This window comes from Salegentibacter sp. (assembly GCF_041642575.1).
In the GTDB taxonomy this organism is placed as follows: domain Bacteria; phylum Bacteroidota; class Bacteroidia; order Flavobacteriales; family Flavobacteriaceae; genus Salegentibacter.
In genome coordinates this window covers 105,549-123,846 of the sequence record NZ_JBEPWD010000002.1, presented here as the reverse complement: position 1 = coordinate 123,846, position 18,298 = coordinate 105,549, and the positions used below count along the sequence as shown (strand labels likewise).

Annotated in this window: 20 protein-coding genes and 1 tRNA gene; 13 read left to right on the top strand and 8 right to left on the bottom strand. The window is 38.4% G+C overall.

Annotated elements, in window-relative coordinates; all coding sequences use genetic code 11:
* Positions 1–26: 26 nt before the first annotated feature.
* The 3 genes from ACESK1_RS01235 to rlmH all read right to left on the bottom strand — a co-directional run bounded on the left by ACESK1_RS01235 (position 27) and on the right by rlmH (position 2,918).
* The gene (locus tag ACESK1_RS01235; protein WP_372917091.1) at positions 27–1,802 is read right to left on the bottom strand and encodes a DEAD/DEAH box helicase; all 1,776 of its coding nucleotides are present in this window, start codon (positions 1,800–1,802) and stop codon (positions 27–29) included.
* Between the two features lie 63 nt (positions 1,803–1,865).
* On the bottom strand, positions 1,866–2,438 hold the full coding sequence (locus ACESK1_RS01230; protein ID WP_372917089.1) for a non-canonical purine NTP diphosphatase: 573 nt from the start codon (positions 2,436–2,438) through the stop codon (positions 1,866–1,868).
* A 6-nt stretch (positions 2,439–2,444) separates the two neighbouring features.
* On the bottom strand, positions 2,445–2,918 hold the full coding sequence (gene rlmH, locus ACESK1_RS01225; RefSeq protein WP_372917086.1) for a 23S rRNA (pseudouridine(1915)-N(3))-methyltransferase RlmH: 474 nt from the start codon (positions 2,916–2,918) through the stop codon (positions 2,445–2,447).
* A 51-nt stretch (positions 2,919–2,969) separates the two neighbouring features.
* Here rlmH and nadC point away from each other — a divergent pair, with 51 nt between their 5' ends.
* From nadC to priA, 5 genes are all read left to right on the top strand, one after another.
* Positions 2,970–3,827 (top strand): carboxylating nicotinate-nucleotide diphosphorylase, encoded by an 858-nt coding sequence (gene nadC, locus ACESK1_RS01220; protein ID WP_372917084.1) that lies wholly within the window; start codon positions 2,970–2,972, stop codon positions 3,825–3,827.
* A gap of 1 nt (position 3,828) precedes the next feature.
* Positions 3,829–4,752, top strand: coding sequence for a YihY/virulence factor BrkB family protein (locus ACESK1_RS01215; RefSeq protein WP_372917081.1), 924 nt, complete (start codon positions 3,829–3,831; stop codon positions 4,750–4,752).
* A 24-nt stretch (positions 4,753–4,776) separates the two neighbouring features.
* Positions 4,777–5,337 carry a chalcone isomerase family protein gene (locus ACESK1_RS01210; RefSeq protein WP_372917078.1) on the top strand — a complete coding sequence of 187 codons (561 nt, stop codon included), beginning with the start codon at positions 4,777–4,779 and terminating at the stop codon, positions 5,335–5,337.
* Between the two features lie 21 nt (positions 5,338–5,358).
* Positions 5,359–5,793, top strand: coding sequence for a DUF2147 domain-containing protein (locus tag ACESK1_RS01205; RefSeq protein ID WP_372917075.1), 435 nt, complete (start codon positions 5,359–5,361; stop codon positions 5,791–5,793).
* Positions 5,794–5,884: 91 nt separating this feature from the next.
* Positions 5,885–8,341, top strand: coding sequence for a primosomal protein N' (priA, locus tag ACESK1_RS01200; RefSeq protein ID WP_372917073.1), 2,457 nt, complete (start codon positions 5,885–5,887; stop codon positions 8,339–8,341).
* Between the two features lie 53 nt (positions 8,342–8,394).
* Here priA and ACESK1_RS01195 read toward each other — a convergent pair whose 3' ends face one another.
* A complete protein-coding gene (locus ACESK1_RS01195) occupies positions 8,395–9,108 on the bottom strand; it encodes a LytR/AlgR family response regulator transcription factor (RefSeq protein WP_372917070.1) in 714 nt (237 codons plus the stop codon).
* 165 nt (positions 9,109–9,273) lie between these two features.
* Here ACESK1_RS01195 and rpsF point away from each other — a divergent pair, with 165 nt between their 5' ends.
* The 4 genes from rpsF to ACESK1_RS01175 all read left to right on the top strand — a co-directional run bounded on the left by rpsF (position 9,274) and on the right by ACESK1_RS01175 (position 11,001).
* Positions 9,274–9,612 carry a 30S ribosomal protein S6 gene (gene rpsF / locus ACESK1_RS01190; RefSeq protein WP_081211625.1) on the top strand — a complete coding sequence of 113 codons (339 nt, stop codon included), beginning with the start codon at positions 9,274–9,276 and terminating at the stop codon, positions 9,610–9,612.
* 2 nt (positions 9,613–9,614) lie between these two features.
* Entirely contained in the window at positions 9,615–9,914 is a 300-nt protein-coding gene (rpsR, locus tag ACESK1_RS01185) for a 30S ribosomal protein S18 (RefSeq protein WP_013071549.1), read from the top strand.
* A gap of 13 nt (positions 9,915–9,927) precedes the next feature.
* The gene (gene rplI, locus ACESK1_RS01180; RefSeq protein ID WP_372917067.1) at positions 9,928–10,377 is read left to right on the top strand and encodes a 50S ribosomal protein L9; all 450 of its coding nucleotides are present in this window, start codon (positions 9,928–9,930) and stop codon (positions 10,375–10,377) included.
* 153 nt (positions 10,378–10,530) lie between these two features.
* Positions 10,531–11,001 carry a DUF6495 family protein gene (locus ACESK1_RS01175; RefSeq protein WP_372917065.1) on the top strand — a complete coding sequence of 157 codons (471 nt, stop codon included), beginning with the start codon at positions 10,531–10,533 and terminating at the stop codon, positions 10,999–11,001.
* Between the two features lie 16 nt (positions 11,002–11,017).
* Here ACESK1_RS01175 and ACESK1_RS01170 read toward each other — a convergent pair whose 3' ends face one another.
* A complete protein-coding gene (locus ACESK1_RS01170; RefSeq protein WP_372917063.1) occupies positions 11,018–12,265 on the bottom strand; it encodes an ABC transporter permease in 1,248 nt (415 codons plus the stop codon).
* Positions 12,266–12,407: 142 nt separating this feature from the next.
* Between ACESK1_RS01170 and hisS the strand changes: the two genes are divergently transcribed.
* A complete protein-coding gene (gene hisS, locus ACESK1_RS01165) occupies positions 12,408–13,778 on the top strand; it encodes a histidine--tRNA ligase (protein WP_372917061.1) in 1,371 nt (456 codons plus the stop codon).
* A 58-nt stretch (positions 13,779–13,836) separates the two neighbouring features.
* Here hisS and ACESK1_RS01160 read toward each other — a convergent pair whose 3' ends face one another.
* Positions 13,837–14,790 (bottom strand): aldo/keto reductase, encoded by a 954-nt coding sequence (locus tag ACESK1_RS01160; RefSeq protein ID WP_372917059.1) that lies wholly within the window; start codon positions 14,788–14,790, stop codon positions 13,837–13,839.
* A gap of 149 nt (positions 14,791–14,939) precedes the next feature.
* On the opposite strand from ACESK1_RS01160, the gene glk reads away from it, so the two are divergent.
* Entirely contained in the window at positions 14,940–16,013 is a 1,074-nt protein-coding gene (glk, locus tag ACESK1_RS01155) for a glucokinase (RefSeq protein WP_372917057.1), read from the top strand.
* Between the two features lie 101 nt (positions 16,014–16,114).
* Here the strand turns inward: glk and ACESK1_RS01150 are convergent.
* Positions 16,115–16,188 (bottom strand) — tRNA-Met (locus ACESK1_RS01150).
* 181 nt (positions 16,189–16,369) lie between these two features.
* Between ACESK1_RS01150 and ACESK1_RS01145 the strand changes: the two genes are divergently transcribed.
* Together ACESK1_RS01145 and ACESK1_RS01140 are read left to right on the top strand one after the other, a co-directional pair.
* The gene (locus ACESK1_RS01145; protein ID WP_372917055.1) at positions 16,370–16,756 is read left to right on the top strand and encodes an START-like domain-containing protein; all 387 of its coding nucleotides are present in this window, start codon (positions 16,370–16,372) and stop codon (positions 16,754–16,756) included.
* A gap of 83 nt (positions 16,757–16,839) precedes the next feature.
* Positions 16,840–17,685 carry an aminotransferase class IV gene (locus ACESK1_RS01140; protein ID WP_372917052.1) on the top strand — a complete coding sequence of 282 codons (846 nt, stop codon included), beginning with the start codon at positions 16,840–16,842 and terminating at the stop codon, positions 17,683–17,685.
* On the opposite strand, the gene ACESK1_RS01135 is transcribed toward ACESK1_RS01140, so the two are convergent.
* Positions 17,682–18,242, bottom strand: a complete 561-nt coding sequence (locus tag ACESK1_RS01135; protein ID WP_372917050.1) for a YqgE/AlgH family protein — start codon at positions 18,240–18,242, stop codon at positions 17,682–17,684. The two genes, ACESK1_RS01140 and ACESK1_RS01135, sit on opposite strands and share 4 nt — an antisense overlap.
* Positions 18,243–18,298: the final 56 nt, after the last annotated feature.

Below are 18,298 nucleotides of genomic sequence, written 5' to 3'. Positions count from 1 at the left end.
TGATATTTTAAGCGCCTATGATCTATTTATTTCTTAGAACGTCTTCGCTTAAGCGAACTTTCTATATTATTACTACGACCACCGGTTTTTTTACCGCCCCGGCCTTTTTTCTCAAAGCCTTCAGAACGTCTTCCTCCAGATTTTCCACCTTTATTGAAAGGTTTTCCGGAACGTTCACCACCGCTTCTTTTTCTTCCTCCTACACGTCCGGAATCAGTTGTAATCTCTACATCGATATGACGGCCGTTATGTTTGAAGTTTTTGAAAGTTTCAATAACCTTATCGGCATGCACCGCATCGGTATTAAAGAATGAGAACGTAGATTTGGCATCCACTTTATAGACATCATCACGCCCCAGATCAAGAGTTGCCTTAAGGAAATCCTTCAGGCTCATCCAATCGAAACCATCTTTAGCTCCAATATTGATAAAGAATCTAGTTGATTCTTCTCCTCCGGAAGATCTTTCTGAACCTCTTCCCTCAGAGCTTAGGTCTGGTGTATTTTTGTAATAATTAAAGAAACGGGTGAATTCTACAGAGAAGAATTTTTTAATAAGCTCCTCACGGCTAAAACCTTCAAGTACCTCGTTAATGCTTGGTAAATAAGGATCTATTTCATGGTTGATCTCGGTTTCCTTGATATCGTTGGCCAGGTGAAATAACTGAACTCTGCAAATCTCCATTCCATCAGGAATATCTTTTTGCTCGAATTTCTGCTGAATTATGCGTTCAATACTCTTGATTTTACGCACTTCACTTTTTGAAACAATAACCATAGAAACTCCACTTTTCCCAGCTCTTCCGGTTCTACCGCTTCGGTGGGTGTAGGTTTCAATTTCGTCTGGCAACTGGTAGTTGATCACGTGGGTTATATCTTCTACGTCAATGCCACGAGCGGCAACATCTGTAGCCACAAGCATTTGAATTTGTTTGGTTCTGAAACTCTTCATCACAAGGTCACGCTGGTTCTGACTTAAATCTCCGTGAAGAGCTGCAGCACTGTAACCGTCTTCAATAAGTTTTTCAGCAACTTTTTGAGTGTCTCTTTTTGTTCGGCAAAAGATCACCGAAAAAATATCGGGATTTGCATCTGCCAGTCTTTTTAGAGCTTCATAACGTTGACGGGAATTTACCAAATAGTATTCGTGCGAAACATTACTGGTTCCCTGGTTTTTTGTTCCCACAGTAATCTCTATGGGAGTTTTCATAAATTTCTTGGCGATTGTTGCTACTTCTTTAGGCATAGTAGCAGAAAAAAGCCAGGTATTTTTACTTTTTGGAGTATCAGCAAGAATAGAGGTTATGTCTTCATAGAAGCCCATATTCAGCATCTCATCGGCCTCATCTAAAACACAGTAATCTATTTTAGTGATATCTACCATTCTACGATTCATCATATCCTGCATACGACCTGGAGTAGCTACAATAATTTGCGCTCCTCGCTCAATCTGGCGGGCCTGGTCAGTAATACTCGCACCACCATAAATAGCTACCGCATTTAGGTTTTTTTCGAATTTAGAGTAATTCTTTAATTCGTTGGTGATCTGCAGGCAAAGCTCACGGGTAGGTGAGAGAATCAATGCCTGAGTATGTTTAGCGTTAGAATTGATTTTCTGGATAAGCGGAAATCCAAAAGCAGCTGTTTTACCTGTTCCGGTTTGGGCCAGGGCCACCATATCGGTGTCTTCATTTAACAAAACAGGAATAGCTTTTTCCTGAATTTCACTTGGGCTTTCAAAACCCATTTCTTCGACTGCTTTAAGAATTGAAGGGTTTAAACCTAATTGTTCAAATTTGTTCATATAAAAATTAAAATAAGCGGCAAAGGTACGGCTTCGTGCGCAATAAATCCTTTCTGAAGGCTTTTATTTTGAAAGATAGGAGATTAGCGCTCTAAATGCCTTCGCCCGGTGACTTAATTCTGATTTTTCAGACAGGCTCATTTCAGCAAAAGTCTTATCATGCCCCTCAGGTTGAAAAATGGGGTCGTATCCAAAACCCTGATTTCCAAGAGCTTCTTCTATTATTGTTCCGTAACAAGTGCCAACAAAGAGGTTTTGCCTGTCATTTAAATTCAGTGCGATCACGGTTTTAAACCTGGCCTTGCGGTTATCTTTATCCTTCAATTCCTGAAGAAGTTTTTCCATGTTGGCCTGGTCATTTTTTTCTTCCCCGGCGTATCGCGCAGATAAAACTCCCGGTGAGCCATCCAGAGCTTCTACTTCCAAACCGGTATCATCAGCAAAAACATCATAGCCATACCTGTGCTTTACATATTCAGCCTTTAAAACGGCATTTCCTTCTATAGTGTCACTGGTTTCTGGAATTTCCTCTTTACAACCTATATCGTCCAGGGAAAGTAAATTAATATAATGCGGAAGAAGGGTTTTAATCTCCTTCATCTTATTTTTGTTATGAGTGGCAAATACTAGATCCATTGTGATTTATTGATGGTGATAAGGTTCGTTTTTTAAAATGGTAAAGGCGCGATATAGTTGTTCTGTAAAAAATAATCGCACCATTTGGTGAGAAAAGGTAAGTTTGGAAAGCGACAGCTTCGAATCGGCTCTTGTGTACACGGCTTCAGAAAATCCGTAAGGGCCACCAATAACAAAGATCAATTGCTTTAACCCACTGTTCAGTCTTTTCTGAATATATTCTGAAAATCCTACTGAGGTGAATTCCTTCCCTTTTTCGTCAAGTAACACCAAAAAATCTGAAGCTTGTACCTTAGATAAAATGAGTTCTCCTTCTTTTATCTTCTGCTGATTTTCATCCAGATTCCTGGCTTTTTTGAGATCGGGAATTATTTCAATTTCAAATCTTATATAAAACTGAAGTCTCTTTTCATATTTTTCTATGAGTTGTTTTAACTCGGTACTATCGGTCTTGCCTATACACACTAATTTTATGGTCATTTCCTTAATTTAACGAAGACTTTCCTACTTTTACAAAAATAAGTATTGCAAATGATCTCAAAAGACCAATTCGAAAAAGAAATAGATTTAATTATCACCAATGCTTTAAGGGAAGATGTTGGTGATGGAGATCACAGTTCTTTAGCCTGTATTCCTACCGAAGCAAGCGGGAAAGCAAAGCTGTTGGTAAAAGATACAGGTATTCTTGCCGGAGTTGATTTCGCGCTTCAGGTTTTTGAAAAAGTAGATCCCGGGCTCCAAACCAAAATCTTTTTAAAAGATGGCAGTGAGATGAAACCCGGAGATATTGCTTTTTATGTTGAAGGGAATTCTCAGTCAATTTTAAAGGCGGAACGGCTGGTACTAAATGCAATGCAAAGAATGAGTGCTATCGCCACCAAAACCAAACAGTTTGCTGATGTTTTAGAAGGTACAAACACTAAAATTCTCGATACCCGTAAAACCACTCCCGGAATTAGAGCTCTGGAAAAGTGGGCGGTAACAATTGGTGGAGGCGAAAACCATAGATTCGGTTTGTTTGATATGATCATGTTAAAGGATAACCATATAGATTTTGCTGGTGGAATTACCAGAGCTATCCAGAAAACTAAAGATTATTTAAACGATAAAAACCTGGATTTAAAAATTATAGTAGAAGCCCGAAATCTTAAGGAAATTGAAGAAATATTAAAGTCTGAAGGTGTTTATAGGATTCTAATAGATAACTTTAATTATGAAGATACCAAAAAAGCAATAGCCTTAATTAATGGAAAATGTCAAACGGAATCTAGCGGAGGAATAACCCTTCAAACAGCTCGTGAATATGCAGATTGTGGTGTAGATTATATTTCCAGTGGAGCTCTAACCCATTCTGTACACAACAAAGACCTTAGCTTAAAAGCTATATAATATGTCCCTGAAAAAAGCATTTGAATCTAAACTGGAGCGATTCTCCAATTGGTGGGAAAGCAAAACCAAGAGCATGATTTTGCCGGGTTTAGATGGCTTATCGCTTTATGATCTTTGGGAAATTTATTCCGGTGGAATAATAAAAGGAACTTTTTCTACCCGGGCAAGTGCTATTGCTTTTAGCTTTTTTATGGCGCTTTTTCCCTTTCTTCTTTTTATGCTGAATTTGATTCCATATATTCAGTTTATAGACGATTTTCAGCTGCAATTCCTGATTTTTATGGATTCGCTGTTACCACCACAAACCTCGGTTTTTTTCAATGATATTTTTCTGGATATTGCTAATACACCAAGGGGTGGGCTGCTTTCTGTGGCTTTCATCTTATCCATTTTCTTAATGACAAACGGGGTAAACGCGATTTTCACCGGATTTGAATTTTCTTATCATACTAATGCCAACCGCTCTATAATCAGGCAGTACATCATAGCTGTAGGGGTATCGTTTATCATGGCACTGTTGTTGCTCATTACTGTAATACTGGCGGTTTACCTTACATATGCCCTGGACGACCTTGATGATTTAGGCTTGGTCCCCAAGGATGGAGTAGGTGCACAACTGGTAAAATATAGTGCATTTATCTTATTGATTTATATTGGGGTCGCTACATTATATTTTTTTGGCACTAAAGAAGCCAGGAAGGCAAAATTCTTTTCCATTGGAGCATTATTTACAACCATTCTTATTTTATTAACCACTTATTTGTTTGGACTTTATATTGACAATTTCTCCTCTTATAACGAATTATACGGGTCCATTGGAGCCCTCTTGATTTTAATGGTATACATTTGGATTAACTCCAACATATTATTGTTGGGATTTGAACTTAACGCCTCTTTAATAAAACTGAAAAAGAATTTTAAATAATTTTAATCACTTAAACCACAAAAAATGAAAAGAATAATCTTTGTATTAATCGCTGTTTTCAGCGTTTCTCTTAGTCAGGCTCAAACCGAAGTTGGTGGAGCTACTTTGCCTAATACTCTGGAATACGGTTCAGAAAAAATGGACCTTAATGGTGCTGGGGTTAGAGAAAAATTCTGGATGGATATGTACGCAGGAGGTCTTTACCTCCAGTCTAAATCTTCGAATGCCTCTGAAATCATGAAAGCCGATGAGCCAATGGCTATCAGGTTGCACATCGTTTCAAAAATGATCACCAGCAAAAGAATGATAGACGCAATAAATGAAGGTTTTGAGAACGCCACTAAGGGGAATACAGCTCCAATTTCTACGGAAATTGCAAAATTTAAGAGTTTCTTTGATGAGCAGATCAACCAGGAGGATATATTTGACATTGTATACCTCCCGAATAATGGAGTTACTGTTTATAGAAATGGCGAAGAATCAGGTAATATCAAAGGAATGGAATTTAAACGAGCCCTCTTTGGAATATGGTTATCTGATAAGCCTGCCGATGAAGACCTTAAAAAAGGAATGCTTGGAAAATAATTTCCAATAAATAAAATTGCTATGAAAATTAATGTGAGTCTTATACTGATTTTTCTTTGTGCCTTTTTCACCTGTTTCCAAATGCAATCTCAAAGCATTTTCGGAAAATGGCAGGTGACTAATGATGCCGGAAAAGTAAATTCCATTATAGAAATTTACGAAAATGGCGGAGAAGTCGCAGGAAAGGTAATTAGAATAATGAAAGAAGAAGATCGCGATCAAACCTGTGAAAAATGTAGCGGAGAACTTAAAGATAAACCTATTGAAGGACTTAAAGTTATAACTGGGTTTGAGAAGGACGGTGAAGAATATTCTGGCGGAACATTAATCGATCCTAAATCAGGAAAAGAATATAAAGGAAGGATTTGGCTGGATCAGGAAAATCCCAATAAACTTAATGTGAGAGGATATGTTGCCTTTTTCTACAAAACCAAAACCTGGGAACGTGTAGAATAGTCTGTCAATAACAAAATGAGAAAAAACCATTCTATTATAGGATGGTTTTTTACTTTTATGTTTCTATATAATTTTTCAAACCCCGGTGTAAATGCCCTATTTTGTTGATGTAATTCTTCCGCTTCCTTTAGATAAGCGCTTTACTTATGAAGTTTCATCTGAAGAAGCCAGTTTCCTAACACCGGGAATGAGATTAGCTGTTCCTTTTGGAAAATCAAAGATCTATACAGGTATTGCGGCAAAAATCCACCAGATTCCTCCAGAAGTTTACGAAGCAAAACCAATTCATCAAATCCTTGATAAAGTACCGCTTATCACCCCGAATCAATTAAAATTCTGGGCATGGATTTCCTCATATTATATGTGTACTGAAGGAGATGTGCTTCGTGCTGCACTCCCCGGAGCTTTTTTATTGGAAAGTGAAGGTGTGATCCAGTTGAAAAACAAGGAAGCACTTCAAAATGATGATGGTTTAACCGATGATGAATTTGTCTTACTGGAAGCCCTTCAACGACAATCTTCCTTAAAGATCCAGGAAGTAATGAAGGTGCTGGATAAAAAAACAGTTTTACCGGTTATCAACAAACTTCTGGAAAAAGATTTGGTTGTTTTAAACCAGGAGATTTATGAACAGTATAAACCTAAGAGGACCCGTTATATAAAACTCAGTGAGAATTTCAGTGAAGAAGCTGCTATGCATGAACTTCTGGATTCTTTAAGCCGGGCACCAAGTCAAAGGGAGATTATGCTGACCTATTTCAGCTTAACAGCAAAAAGCCGTAAACCAATAAAACAAAAGAGCCTACTTAAGAAAAGCAAAGCTTCGCCGGGAACAATAAAATCTTTGATTGATAAAGGCATCCTGGAAGAATTCTATGAACAGACGGACAGAGTGAGCTTTTCTGGGGAAACCACCTCAAAAGAAATTATTTTTAGTGAATTTCAGCAAAAAGCTTTTTCAGAAATAAAAGAACTTTTTACTGAAAACAAGGTTGGGCTGCTGCATGGAATCACCTCTTCCGGAAAGACGGAGATCTATATTGAACTTATTAAAGAGGTTTTGAATGCAGGAAAACAAGCACTTTATTTGCTGCCGGAAATTGCCCTGACCACCCAGCTTATCCAACGGTTACAGCATTATTTTGGAGAAAAGGTTTTAATCTATCACAGCAAATATTCAGTTAATGAAAGGGTAGAGGTATACCGGAAAATTCTTGAGGATGCAGGCTCTGGTCAGGTGGTTATTGGAGCGCGTTCTTCAATTTTTCTACCTTTTAAAAATCTGGGATTAGTTGTGGTAGATGAAGAACATGAAAGTTCTTTTAAGCAATATGATCCCGCGCCAAGATATCATGCAAGGGATGCTGCAGTGGTTTTAGCTTCATTTTTTAAGGCGAATATTTTGCTTGGATCAGCCACTCCCTCATTGGAATCATATTTTAATGCACAGCATCATAAATATGGTCTTGTTGAATTGAATCGCAGGTATGGGGACGTCTTGCTGCCGGAAATAGAGATCGTTGATATAAAGACCAAGCATAAGAAAAAACAAATGACTGGCCATTTTTCTGATCGGCTTCTGGAAGAGATAAAATCGACATTAAAAGAAGAAGAACAGGTAATCCTGTTTCAAAACAGGCGTGGTTTTTCGCCAATTCTGGAATGTAATACCTGTGGTCATTCCCCGCAATGTCCCAACTGTGACGTTAGTTTAACCTACCACTCCCATAATAACCAGTTACGTTGCCATTATTGTGGATATCATATCGCGATGCAACAAAAATGTATGGCTTGCCAAAGCACTGAGATCACTACCAAGGGATTTGGAACAGAACAAATAGAGACCGAACTCAAAGCTCTTTTTCCGAAACACAAAATAGGCAGAATGGACCAGGATACCACTCGGGGTAAATACGCTTTTGATAAAATAATTAGTGCTTTTGAAAATCAGGAGATCGATATTTTGGTTGGCACCCAGATGGTGACCAAAGGCCTCGATTTCAGACACGTTAACCTGGTGGGAATCATGAATGCAGATAATCTATTAAATTTTCCTGATTTTAGAGCACACGAACGCAGTTTTCAACTGATGCTTCAGGTTGCGGGTAGGGCAGGAAGAACTAAAAAACGAGGAAAGGTATTGATCCAGAGTTATAATCCAAATCATCAGATCATTCAGCAGGTTTCTACAGGAGATTACGAAGCAATGTACAAGGAGCAACTTGAGGAGCGCTACAATTACAAATATCCGCCATATTACAGGATTATTCGGTTCACATTGAGAAGTCGGGATTACTCAACTAATAATACTGCCGCCGACTGGTTGGCGAAGTCACTTACAAATGTATTTGCAGAGTATGTTCTTGGTCCTGAATTTCCGCCTATAGCACGTATTCGAAATGAATATTATAAAAATATCCTGCTTAAAATTCCACAGCAGCAGAGTTTGGAAAAAACCAAAACGCTTACAAATAGGATTCTGAGCAGTTTTAAATCAATTGGTACTTTTAGGAGTGTACGAGTAGTGGTAAATGTAGATCCTATATAAAAAAACCTCTTTTTGGAGCTGCTAAATAAAAAATTGATTAGAAATCTAAAAAATTAATGAATTTGGCTTAAAGCTTCTACAAGGTCACCCTTTTTATGTCGGCTAAGCGGAAGTTTTTGTTGGTCTATTTCAATATTTTTACTGTTGTAGCGCTCAATTTTATCAAGATTTACAATATAAGACTTGTGAGTTCGCAGAAATTTATCGTTTGGCAATTGTTCTTCAAAAGATTTCATTGTAGCTAAGACCACAAAATTTTCCTTTTCCGTTACAAACTTAACATAGTCGCCTAAGGCCTGAATGTATTTTAGTTTATTCAGAAAAACCTTTCTGTTTTTTAGGTTGCTTTTCACAAAAATGAATTCCTCTTCTTCAGGGTTAATAGGAACCTGGTGTTTAAGTTTATAAAGATTAATTGCCTTACCAACCGCATTATTAAAACGCTCTTTGGTGACTGGCTTGTGAATGTAGTCTACCGCGTCATAATCAAAAGCTTTAAAAGCATATTGGGTCTTACCGGTTACAAATATAATCTGAGGTTTATTGGGAAGATCGTCAAGAAGTTCAAAGCCCGAAAGTATAGGCATTTCAATGTCCAGGAAAATCAGGTCGATTTCGGTGTCAAGTAATCCGTTTTTTGTTTCGATGGCGTTATTGTACTCTGCCACTAATTTTAGATTGGAATGGTCTTTAATCAGCTTGACAATAGACAATCTTTGTAAGCTGGAATCATCAACAACAGCACATTTGAGTAAAATTTCTTCCACAGTCAGATAGGTTAAGTAATAACAATATTAGTCATTAAATTTATTAATTACAAGTTAATGCAGACATTCATCGAGTATAAATGAACTTTATCTATGCGATAGGGCTTTGAAAATAGAAATAATAATTCTACTTTTGCAGCCAAATTTAATTAAAAGTAATTTTATATGAATCATTACGAAACTGTTTTCATCTTGAATCCCGTTTTATCTGATGAGCAGATAAAGGAGACAGTTCAGAAATACGAAGAATTTCTTGTTTCTAAAGGTGCAAAGATGATATCGAAAGAAGATTGGGGGCTTAGAAAGCTGGCTTATCCAATCCAACACAAAAAAAGTGGTTTTTATCACTTATTTGAATTCCAGGCACCAGGTGAGGCTATCGAGCCATTGGAACTTGCCTTCAGAAGAGATGAGCGCATGATGCGTTACCTAACTGTGAAGTTAGACAAGCATGCTATCGCATGGGCTGAGAAAAGAAGAAACCGTAAACAAGAAAAAGCGTAAGTATGGCTACCTCTATTGAACAACAAGCAAAAGGAAAGAAAGACGGGGAGATCAGGTATCTTACCCCTCTTAACATAGAAACTTCAAAAACCAAGAAGTATTGCCGGTTTAAAAGATCTGGAATTAAATATATAGATTATAAGGATCCGGATTTCTTAATGAGTTTCGTAAACGAGCAAGGTAAATTGTTACCTCGACGTCTTACAGGAACTTCATTGAAATACCAAAGAAAAGTGGCTGTTGCCGTTAAACGCGCCCGTCATTTGGCACTAATGCCATACGTTGGTGATTTATTAAAATAAAAAAGGCAGTTTTATGGAATTGATACTTAAGAAAGACGTAGATAATTTAGGCTTTAAAGATGACGTGGTAGACGTGAAAAACGGATACGGGCGTAACTTTTTAATTCCTCAGGGATATGCACAGCTTGCAACCCCTTCAGCTAAGAAAGTTTTAGCTGAAACCCTGAAACAACGTGCCTATAAAGAACAAAAGCACATAGACGAAGCCAAAAAACAGGCTGAAAAACTAAATGGTTTGGAAATCAGGATCCCTGCAAAAGCAGGAGCTGGAGACAAATTGTTTGGATCTATTACCAATGCCGACCTTGCCGATGCACTGGCTAAGGAAGGTGTGGAAATCGAAAAGAAATTTATTAATATCGCAGGTGGTAACATCAAGCGTTTGGGACAGTATGACGCTACTTTGCGTTTCCACCGTGAGGTGATCTCAAACTTTAGCTTTGATGTTGTAGCTGAAGCTTAATTTATTTTACACCTAAGAATAAGCCTGCTCTTTATGAGTGGGCTTTTCTATTTTAGTGAAACCCAAATTTGCAAGTTGTAATACTACGCAGCAAGTTTGCCGGTTGAATTAATCTCAATGTATATTTAGATTCCCTTTAATTTTTTACTGAAAATGAAATACGCCCGCTTAACCAAAGAACAATTTGAAGAAATGCACCAGGAATTCATCAATTTCCTGGCAAGCCAATCTATTACTGCCGATGAGTGGCAGGAAATAAAAAGTAGTAAACCGGAAGTCGCCGAGCAGGAACTTGACGTTTTCAGTGATCTCGTATGGGAAGCAGTCTTAAATAAAGTAGAGTACCTGGAGCATTTTTCGCCCAATCAAGTTTTTCTATTTCAAATTACTGCGGCTACGATCAACCTTATAGCTATTAAAATAGAAAATGAGGCTATTGATCTTAGAACTAAAGAAGGATATAACTGGCTACAGGGAAATCTTCTGGATGAATCGGTAAATATCTACACATCTACCAAAGCGATAAGCGACGATCGCAATAAAGATATTTTTGCGCTTATTCAGCAGGGCGCCAATATTACAAAAGGTGAGTTATATGGCTACTTTGAGAAGGTTGTAAATTAATCTGGTAACTTTATCTTTACTCGTATCTTAATGATTCAATAGGATCTTGTTTTGCGGCTTTAGCGGCGGGATAACTTCCGGCAAGGATAGCCACAAGAATGGTGATTGCCGTTGCCCAAAGCATAGCGATCCATGGAGTGGTGAAATCGAAACCTGCGGCTGCAGAAACTCCGAAACCAATAAGGATCCCTATCAGAATCCCAATTATACCCCCAATCTGACCAATTATAAGTGTTTCCATAAAGAATTGGGTAGCAATAGTTTTACTTTTAGCACCCAGTGCTTTACGAACTCCTATTTCACGGGTTCTTTCAGTAACGCTTACAAGCATAATATTCATCAGTGCGATGGAAGAACCAAAAATGGTAATGATAGATATAACCCAGGCTGCCATATTCAAGTAACCAGTAATGGAAAAAATTCTATTTATCAAATCATCGCTCTTTTCTATGCCGAAATTATTTTCTTCCACAGGATTGAGCTTTCTGATATTTCTAAAAGTGAGGATGGCATCCTCTTGAGCCGCCTCTAAAAACTCCTTGTTTTCTACCTTAACGCTTAAATTATAGTTTATTCGGGGTTGAGTAAATAAGGACCTGGCCATCTGAATTGGTATCAAAACCCTGAGATCCTGGTTATTTCCAAAGGTGGAACCCTTTGATTCCAAAACCCCAATAACCCTGAATTTTGCTCCACGCACACTAATGGTCTTTCCAACGGGATCAGCTCCTTTGAATAAACCTTTTTCCTTTACAAAGTCAGAACCCAGGACGGCAACATTGCTGTTGTTCGCAATATCAAATACATTGAATTCCCGTCCAAGTTCTACATTCAACCCACTGTTGCTTAAAAAGTTTTCATTGACTCCAAGAACAGAAACTTCAGGATCGGTTTTTTCATTTTCATATTTAACTTCAGCAGTTCCCGTTCCGGTAAAAGAAACGGAAGTTTGGGTGAAGGGGTAATCGTAATTCTGTTCAAATTCACGTACCTCTCTGTAACTAATTATCGGATTTATTTTTTCGGTTTCACCGCCTCCGCGGCGTTGAGAATTAAATTCGTAGCGTTGAATATTAAAGGTATTTGCTCCCATAGAAGCAAAATCGCTGCTTATAGTGTTTTCCAGAGCTGCCACTGCGCTAAGGATGCCAACAAGGGCTGTGATTCCAATAGCAATAATAAGCACGGTTAAAATCGTTCGCAGGAGCTGACTTTTAATGGAATTGAAGGCAATCCTGATGTTTTCTTTTAGCAGGCCAAACATATTTTCGAATTATTATGCAAAGATTAGACTCTAAGAACACCCAAATGTTACTTTAAAATTGAAATTTATTTGGGTTAGCTTAAAAATTAAGATATTTGCAGCCAGTACAAAATCAATACAAGGCTTTACTACCAAAAATTTTATGGCACAAAAACCATCTATTCCTAAGGGCACCCGGGATTTTTCTCCTGCTGAAGTTGCTAAAAGAAATTATATTTTCGAAAAAATTAAATCCCAGTTTAAAAACTTCGGATTTCAGCCTATAGAAACTCCGAGTTTTGAAAACTCTGATACACTAATGGGAAAATATGGGGAAGAAGGGGACCGGCTGATATTTAAGATCCTTAATTCAGGAGATTTTTTAAAGAAAGCCGATGAAAAACTGCTTCAGGAAAAAGACAGTCTGAAAATTACGTCTTTAATTAGTGAAAAAGCCCTTCGGTACGATCTTACCGTTCCTTTCGCCCGTTATGTGGTGCAGCATCAAAATGAAATAGATTTTCCATTCAAGCGCTACCAGATCCAGCCGGTTTGGCGTGCAGATAGGCCACAAAAAGGACGTTTCCGTGAATTCTTCCAGTGTGATGCCGATGTGGTGGGAAGTAAAAGCCTGTGGCAGGAAGTAGAATTCGTTCAGCTGTATGATGCGGTTTTCAATTCGCTTGGATTGAAAGGAGTAACTATTAAGATAAATAACCGAAAAGTACTATCGGGTTTTGCTGAAGTTATTGGGGAACAGGATAAACTTATAGATTTTACCGTTGCCCTGGATAAGCTCGATAAAATTGGTGAGGAAGGCGTTAAGAAAGAAATGCGCGAGAAAGGAATTGCAGAAAGCGCCCTTGAAATAATTCAGCCTATTTTCAATCTCCAGGGGGATTTTGGACAAAAAATACAGGGAATAAAAGATATACTTGCAACTTCAGAAATAGGGAAAGCAGGGATTGAAGAACTTGAATTTATTGAGAAAGCCATTGCTGCTATGCCATTAAACTCAGCGAAACTGGAACTTGATGTAACCCTGGCTCGCGGACTTAATTATTACACAGGTGCGATCTTCGAGGTTGCAGCACCAGAAGGAGTAAAGATGGGCTCTATTGGAGGCGGAGGCCGCTATGATGATCTCACCGGAATCTTCGGATTAAAGGATATGAGCGGGGTGGGAATCTCCTTTGGACTGGACAGGATCTACCTGGTTCTTGAAGAATTGGAACTGTTCCCGGAAACAGTAACTGAAAATACAAAAGTATTATTTATCAATTTCGGGGAAGAAGAAGCGCTATATGCCCTAAAAGCGATTACGGAGTTAAGAAGAAACAAAATCGTTGCTGAACTTTATCCGGATGCAGCTAAAATGAACAAGCAAATGAAATATGCCGATAAAAGGGAAATTCCTTTTGTTGTATTAGCTGGAGGTGAAGAAATGCAACAGGAGAGATTTACCTTGAAAAATATGCAAACCGGGGACCAAGACAAGGTATCAGGTACAGAATTAATAGAGAAAGTTCGGTAAGCGGAAAAAACCCTTACATAGAAAAGCCGGAGACCTTAAGGGGTTCCGGCTTTTTAGTTTAATACTCTGAAGCTTGCAAGAGATAATTCATTTCATCTCCTGTTAACTCCAGTTCGATGGCCTCCTTAAAGGCATCCAGGTGAGAAGATTTTGTAGCACTTGCAATGGGAGCGGTTACTCCCGGCCTTTGCATTAGCCAGCCAAGAGCTACAGCAGCCTGTGATATCTCGTGTTCTTTAGCGATCTTATCCAGGGCTGTCAGGACTTTCCGGCCGCGTTCATTTAAAAATTTTTCAGCAAATATTTTTCGCTCGTTACCTTCAAAATCTGATGCTTTTCGGTATTTCCCGGTTAAGAAGCCGCTGGCAAGTGCGAAATAAGGGGTTACGCCTAAATTATTTTCCCTGGCGAACCGCCTGCCCCAGCTTTCAAAATTTTCCCGGGCCATGAGGTTGTATTCCGGTTGATACACCTCGTATCTGGGTAAGTCTTTTTCCTTGGCCACATCAAAAGATGCCTGCAACCTTGAGTGAGAAAAATTGGAGGCACCAATATGTTTTATTTTACCGGCTCTAATGAGTTGCTGATAGGCTTCCAGCGCTTCATCTACCGGAGTTTCACCGTCATCAGAATGGGTGAAATAAAGGTCGATGTAATCTGTTTGCAGCCGCTCCAAAGAATCATGAGCCGCTTTGAGTAAATAATCCTTTGAAGTGTTTTTAGGACCGCCCTGCTGCATGCTGGAGCCTCCCTTTGTAGCAATGGTGATTTTATCCCGAATTCCACGGTCTTTCATCCATTTTCCAATTATTTTTTCTGAAGTTCCTGCTTCAACACCTTCGGCCCAGCGGGAGTAAACATCGGCTGTGTCTATCATATCGTAACCGCGGTCAAAGAGCTCATCCAACATTTTAAAGGATTCCTCTTCGTTTAAGGTCCATCCAAAAACATTCCCTCCAAAAATGATAGGAGGCGCCTGAATACTGGTATTTCCAAGTTGCTTTTTAAGCATAGATTTAGGGTTTTAGTTGTTTTCTAAAATACGATTTTTTGTAAGATTTAACAAGGCTCTTATTACAGTGGGGAATCAAATTCTTATCTTGAATAGGCAGAATTGATGCTGAAGGGAGATGAGTTAAAGAACTTAAAACCTCACTAATTATGGACGAAATTGTAAGGTTCAACAAGGAATCTGAAGAGTTTTATATTCCGCTTTCGTTTCGGAGAAAGGAGACTTTTGAACAGTCTTCAGGAGTGATTTTGGCCGGGGATGTAGGAGGAACTAAAACAAACCTTGCCTTAATTCATTTTGAGGAAAATACTTTGAAAACCATTAAAAAGGAAAGTTTTAAGACAAATAACTGGTCTTCTTTTCTGGAGCTTATGGCAACTTTTCACGCTAAAAATTTACCGGCCATAGATAGTATTTGTCTTGGAGTAGCTGGACCTGTGATTGACGGTAAGGTGACGGGGACAAACTTTTCCTGGGAACTTGATGAAAAGAAAATCGCCAGGGAACTTAAGGTAGGTCGCGTTTCATTAATAAATGATATGGAAGCCAACGCTTATGGACTTTCAGTTTTGGAAAAAAAAGATTTGGTTGAAATTAAAGAGGGAACCTGGATTCGTGGAAATGCCGCTATGATTTCTCCCGGAACCGGTCTCGGGGAAGTGGGGCTTTATTGGGACGGTGATTATTATCATCCATTTGCTTCTGAAGGGGGCCACTGTGATTTTAGCCTGCGTACGGAATTGGATATTAGACTTTGGCAATTTCTGCAGAATAAATATGGTTATGTGAGCTGGGAGCGGGTTGTGTCCGGGCCCGGAATTGTAAATTTATATGAGTTTCTGCTTAAAGATAAAAATGTAACCGAGCCAGAAACTTTGAAGAAAAAACTTAAAGAAGGCGATCCGGCGGCGATTAGTAATTGCGCGAAGGAAGGGTCCTTTGATATCTGCAAGGAAACCTTGGAGCTCTTTACTGAATACCTTGCCACTGAAGCTGCTCAAATGGCCTTAAAATTTAAAGCGCTGGGAGGCATATTTATAGGTGGTGGCATCCTGCCCAAAATTATAGATATGGTTGATAGTGAAATATTTTTGCACCATTTTCTTCAGTCAGACAAGATGAAATCCCTTTTGGATGAAATCCCTGTGAAGATAGTCCTAAATGATAAAAGCCCGCTTTTTGGAGCTGCTTTTTGTGCCGCGAGAAACCTTCCGAAGAAATAATTAAATCGTGATTAAAGTAGGTTATAAACTAATAATCAAACCTAAAGAAATCCCGGGTTAAAATAAAAAAATCCCTTCCTGAAAAGAAGGGATTTTTAGTGTAGCGAGAACGAGATTTGAACTCGTGACCTCCGGGTTATGAATCCGACGCTCTAACCAACTGAGCTACCTCGCCATAACTTTGTAATCTGCCTAGTGGCGTGCCTTTTCGGGATATTGACTGCCCGTAAATGCGGGTGCAAATATAAAAACAATTTGGGTTGACACAAACATTATTTTCTAAAATATTTATTTTGTTTTCTTTTTATCTTTCCAATTAATATCTATATTGCCCAAACTAACTAATAAAACTTAAAATGGAAGAAAAGATCAAGTACGAAATGGAATTCCCCATACACGCTTCTCCTTCTCTCTTATATCAATACATTTCCACACCTTCTGGCCTTAGTGAATGGTATGCCGACAATGTTAATTCCCGCGGTGAGATCTTCACGTTTATCTGGGAAGGTAGTGAAGAGAAGGCCAAATTGGTAAGTAAAAAAAGCGATGAACGTATAAAATTCAAATGGCTGGATGATGAGGAAACTCCATACTTTTTTGAGATCAGAATTCAAGTAGATGATATAACCAAAGACGTTTCGATAATGATCACCGATTTTTCTGAAGAAGATGAAATTGATGAAGGCAAAATGCTTTGGGAAAATATGATCTCAAATTTAAAACAGGTACTGGGATCGGTTTAATATTCAAGAGATAAACATTAACTTTGCCCCCGCCATAAACGGGGGTTTTTTTATGTTCCCCGCTCATTAACCTCAAGTTATTTATGATTAATTTAAACAGAAACCTGGTAGAAGACCAGAACGCTAAAATTTCAGTATTTAATCGTGGTCTTGCTTACGGAGACTCAGTTTTTGAAACCATTAGGGTCATCAATGGGCAAGTGATGTTCTGGGAAGATCATTATTTTAGGTTAATGGCCTCGATGCGTATTATGCGAATGGAGATCCCTACCGATTTCTCTCCTGAATTTCTTGAAAACCTGATTCAAGAATTGGTGGTAGCAAATAATTTGGAAAGTTCACCTGCAAGAATAAGATTTACCGTTTATCGAAAAGAGGGAGGGTATTATACACCAACCACCCGGGAGATAGAATTTATAGTGACGGCATCACCCTTAAAAGATGCTTTCTATCTTCTGAATGAGGAGGATTATGAAATTGAACTTTTTAAGGATCATTATATCACTAGTGGTTTACTTTCAAGTATCAAGTCGAATAATAGGGCTGTGAATGTTCTGGGGAGTATTTTCGCAGTGGAAAATGATTATAAAAACTGTCTTCTTTTAAATGAAAAGAAGAATATTGTTGAAGCATTAAACGGAAACCTTTTTGTGGTAAAAGACAAAACCATTAAAACGCCTCCCATAACCGATGGTGCTTTGAATGGAATAACCCGTAAAAAATTACTCGAGGTTATCAAGCAATTACCGGAATACCAACTTGAAGAAGCCTCGGTCTCACCTTTTGAGCTTCAGAAAGCCGATGAATTATTTATAACCAATGTGATCGCAGGAATTCAACCTATTACTAAATATCGCAAGAAGTATTTTGATAATACAATTGCCCGGGATTTACTTTCAAAACTTAATGTAAAAGCGAGGTTAGGTTAATTGTAGGTAGGGTTTTCAGGCGCATTAGACCATAGAAGGTATTCTCCGCCCAATTGCATCATTTTATCCTTCCAGAAAGAAGAATATGGCCTTTCGATAACTTCAGAGGCGTTTTCATTTGTAGTGATTATCCAGGAGTGTGAATTCAGCTCCTCATTCAACTGCTCAGCTTCCCACCCGGAATAACCCAGAAAGAACCTGATCTGTTTCTCGGTGATCGCACCTTTAGTGATAAGGTCTATAACCACATCGAAATCACCACCCCAGTAAATTCCATTAGCAATTTCAATACTTTCGGGAATAAGATCCGGGACTTTGTGTATAAAATACAGGTTATCCTGTTCTACCGGTCCTCCGTTGTATATTTTAAAGTCAGAGTCTAATTCGGGGATAAGGTCTTTTAAATTGAAATCCAGAATTTTATTCAGGATAAAACCAACGGAACCTTTTTCAGAATGATCGGCAAGTAAAACCACAGAGCGGTTAAATGCCACATCGCCAATAATGGAAGGTTCTGCTACTAAAAGATGGCCTTTGGTTGGTTTTAAAGCTATCATAACAGGATACTTTTTATCTAAGCTACTATTTATTTAAAAAAAATCAAACATTTAAA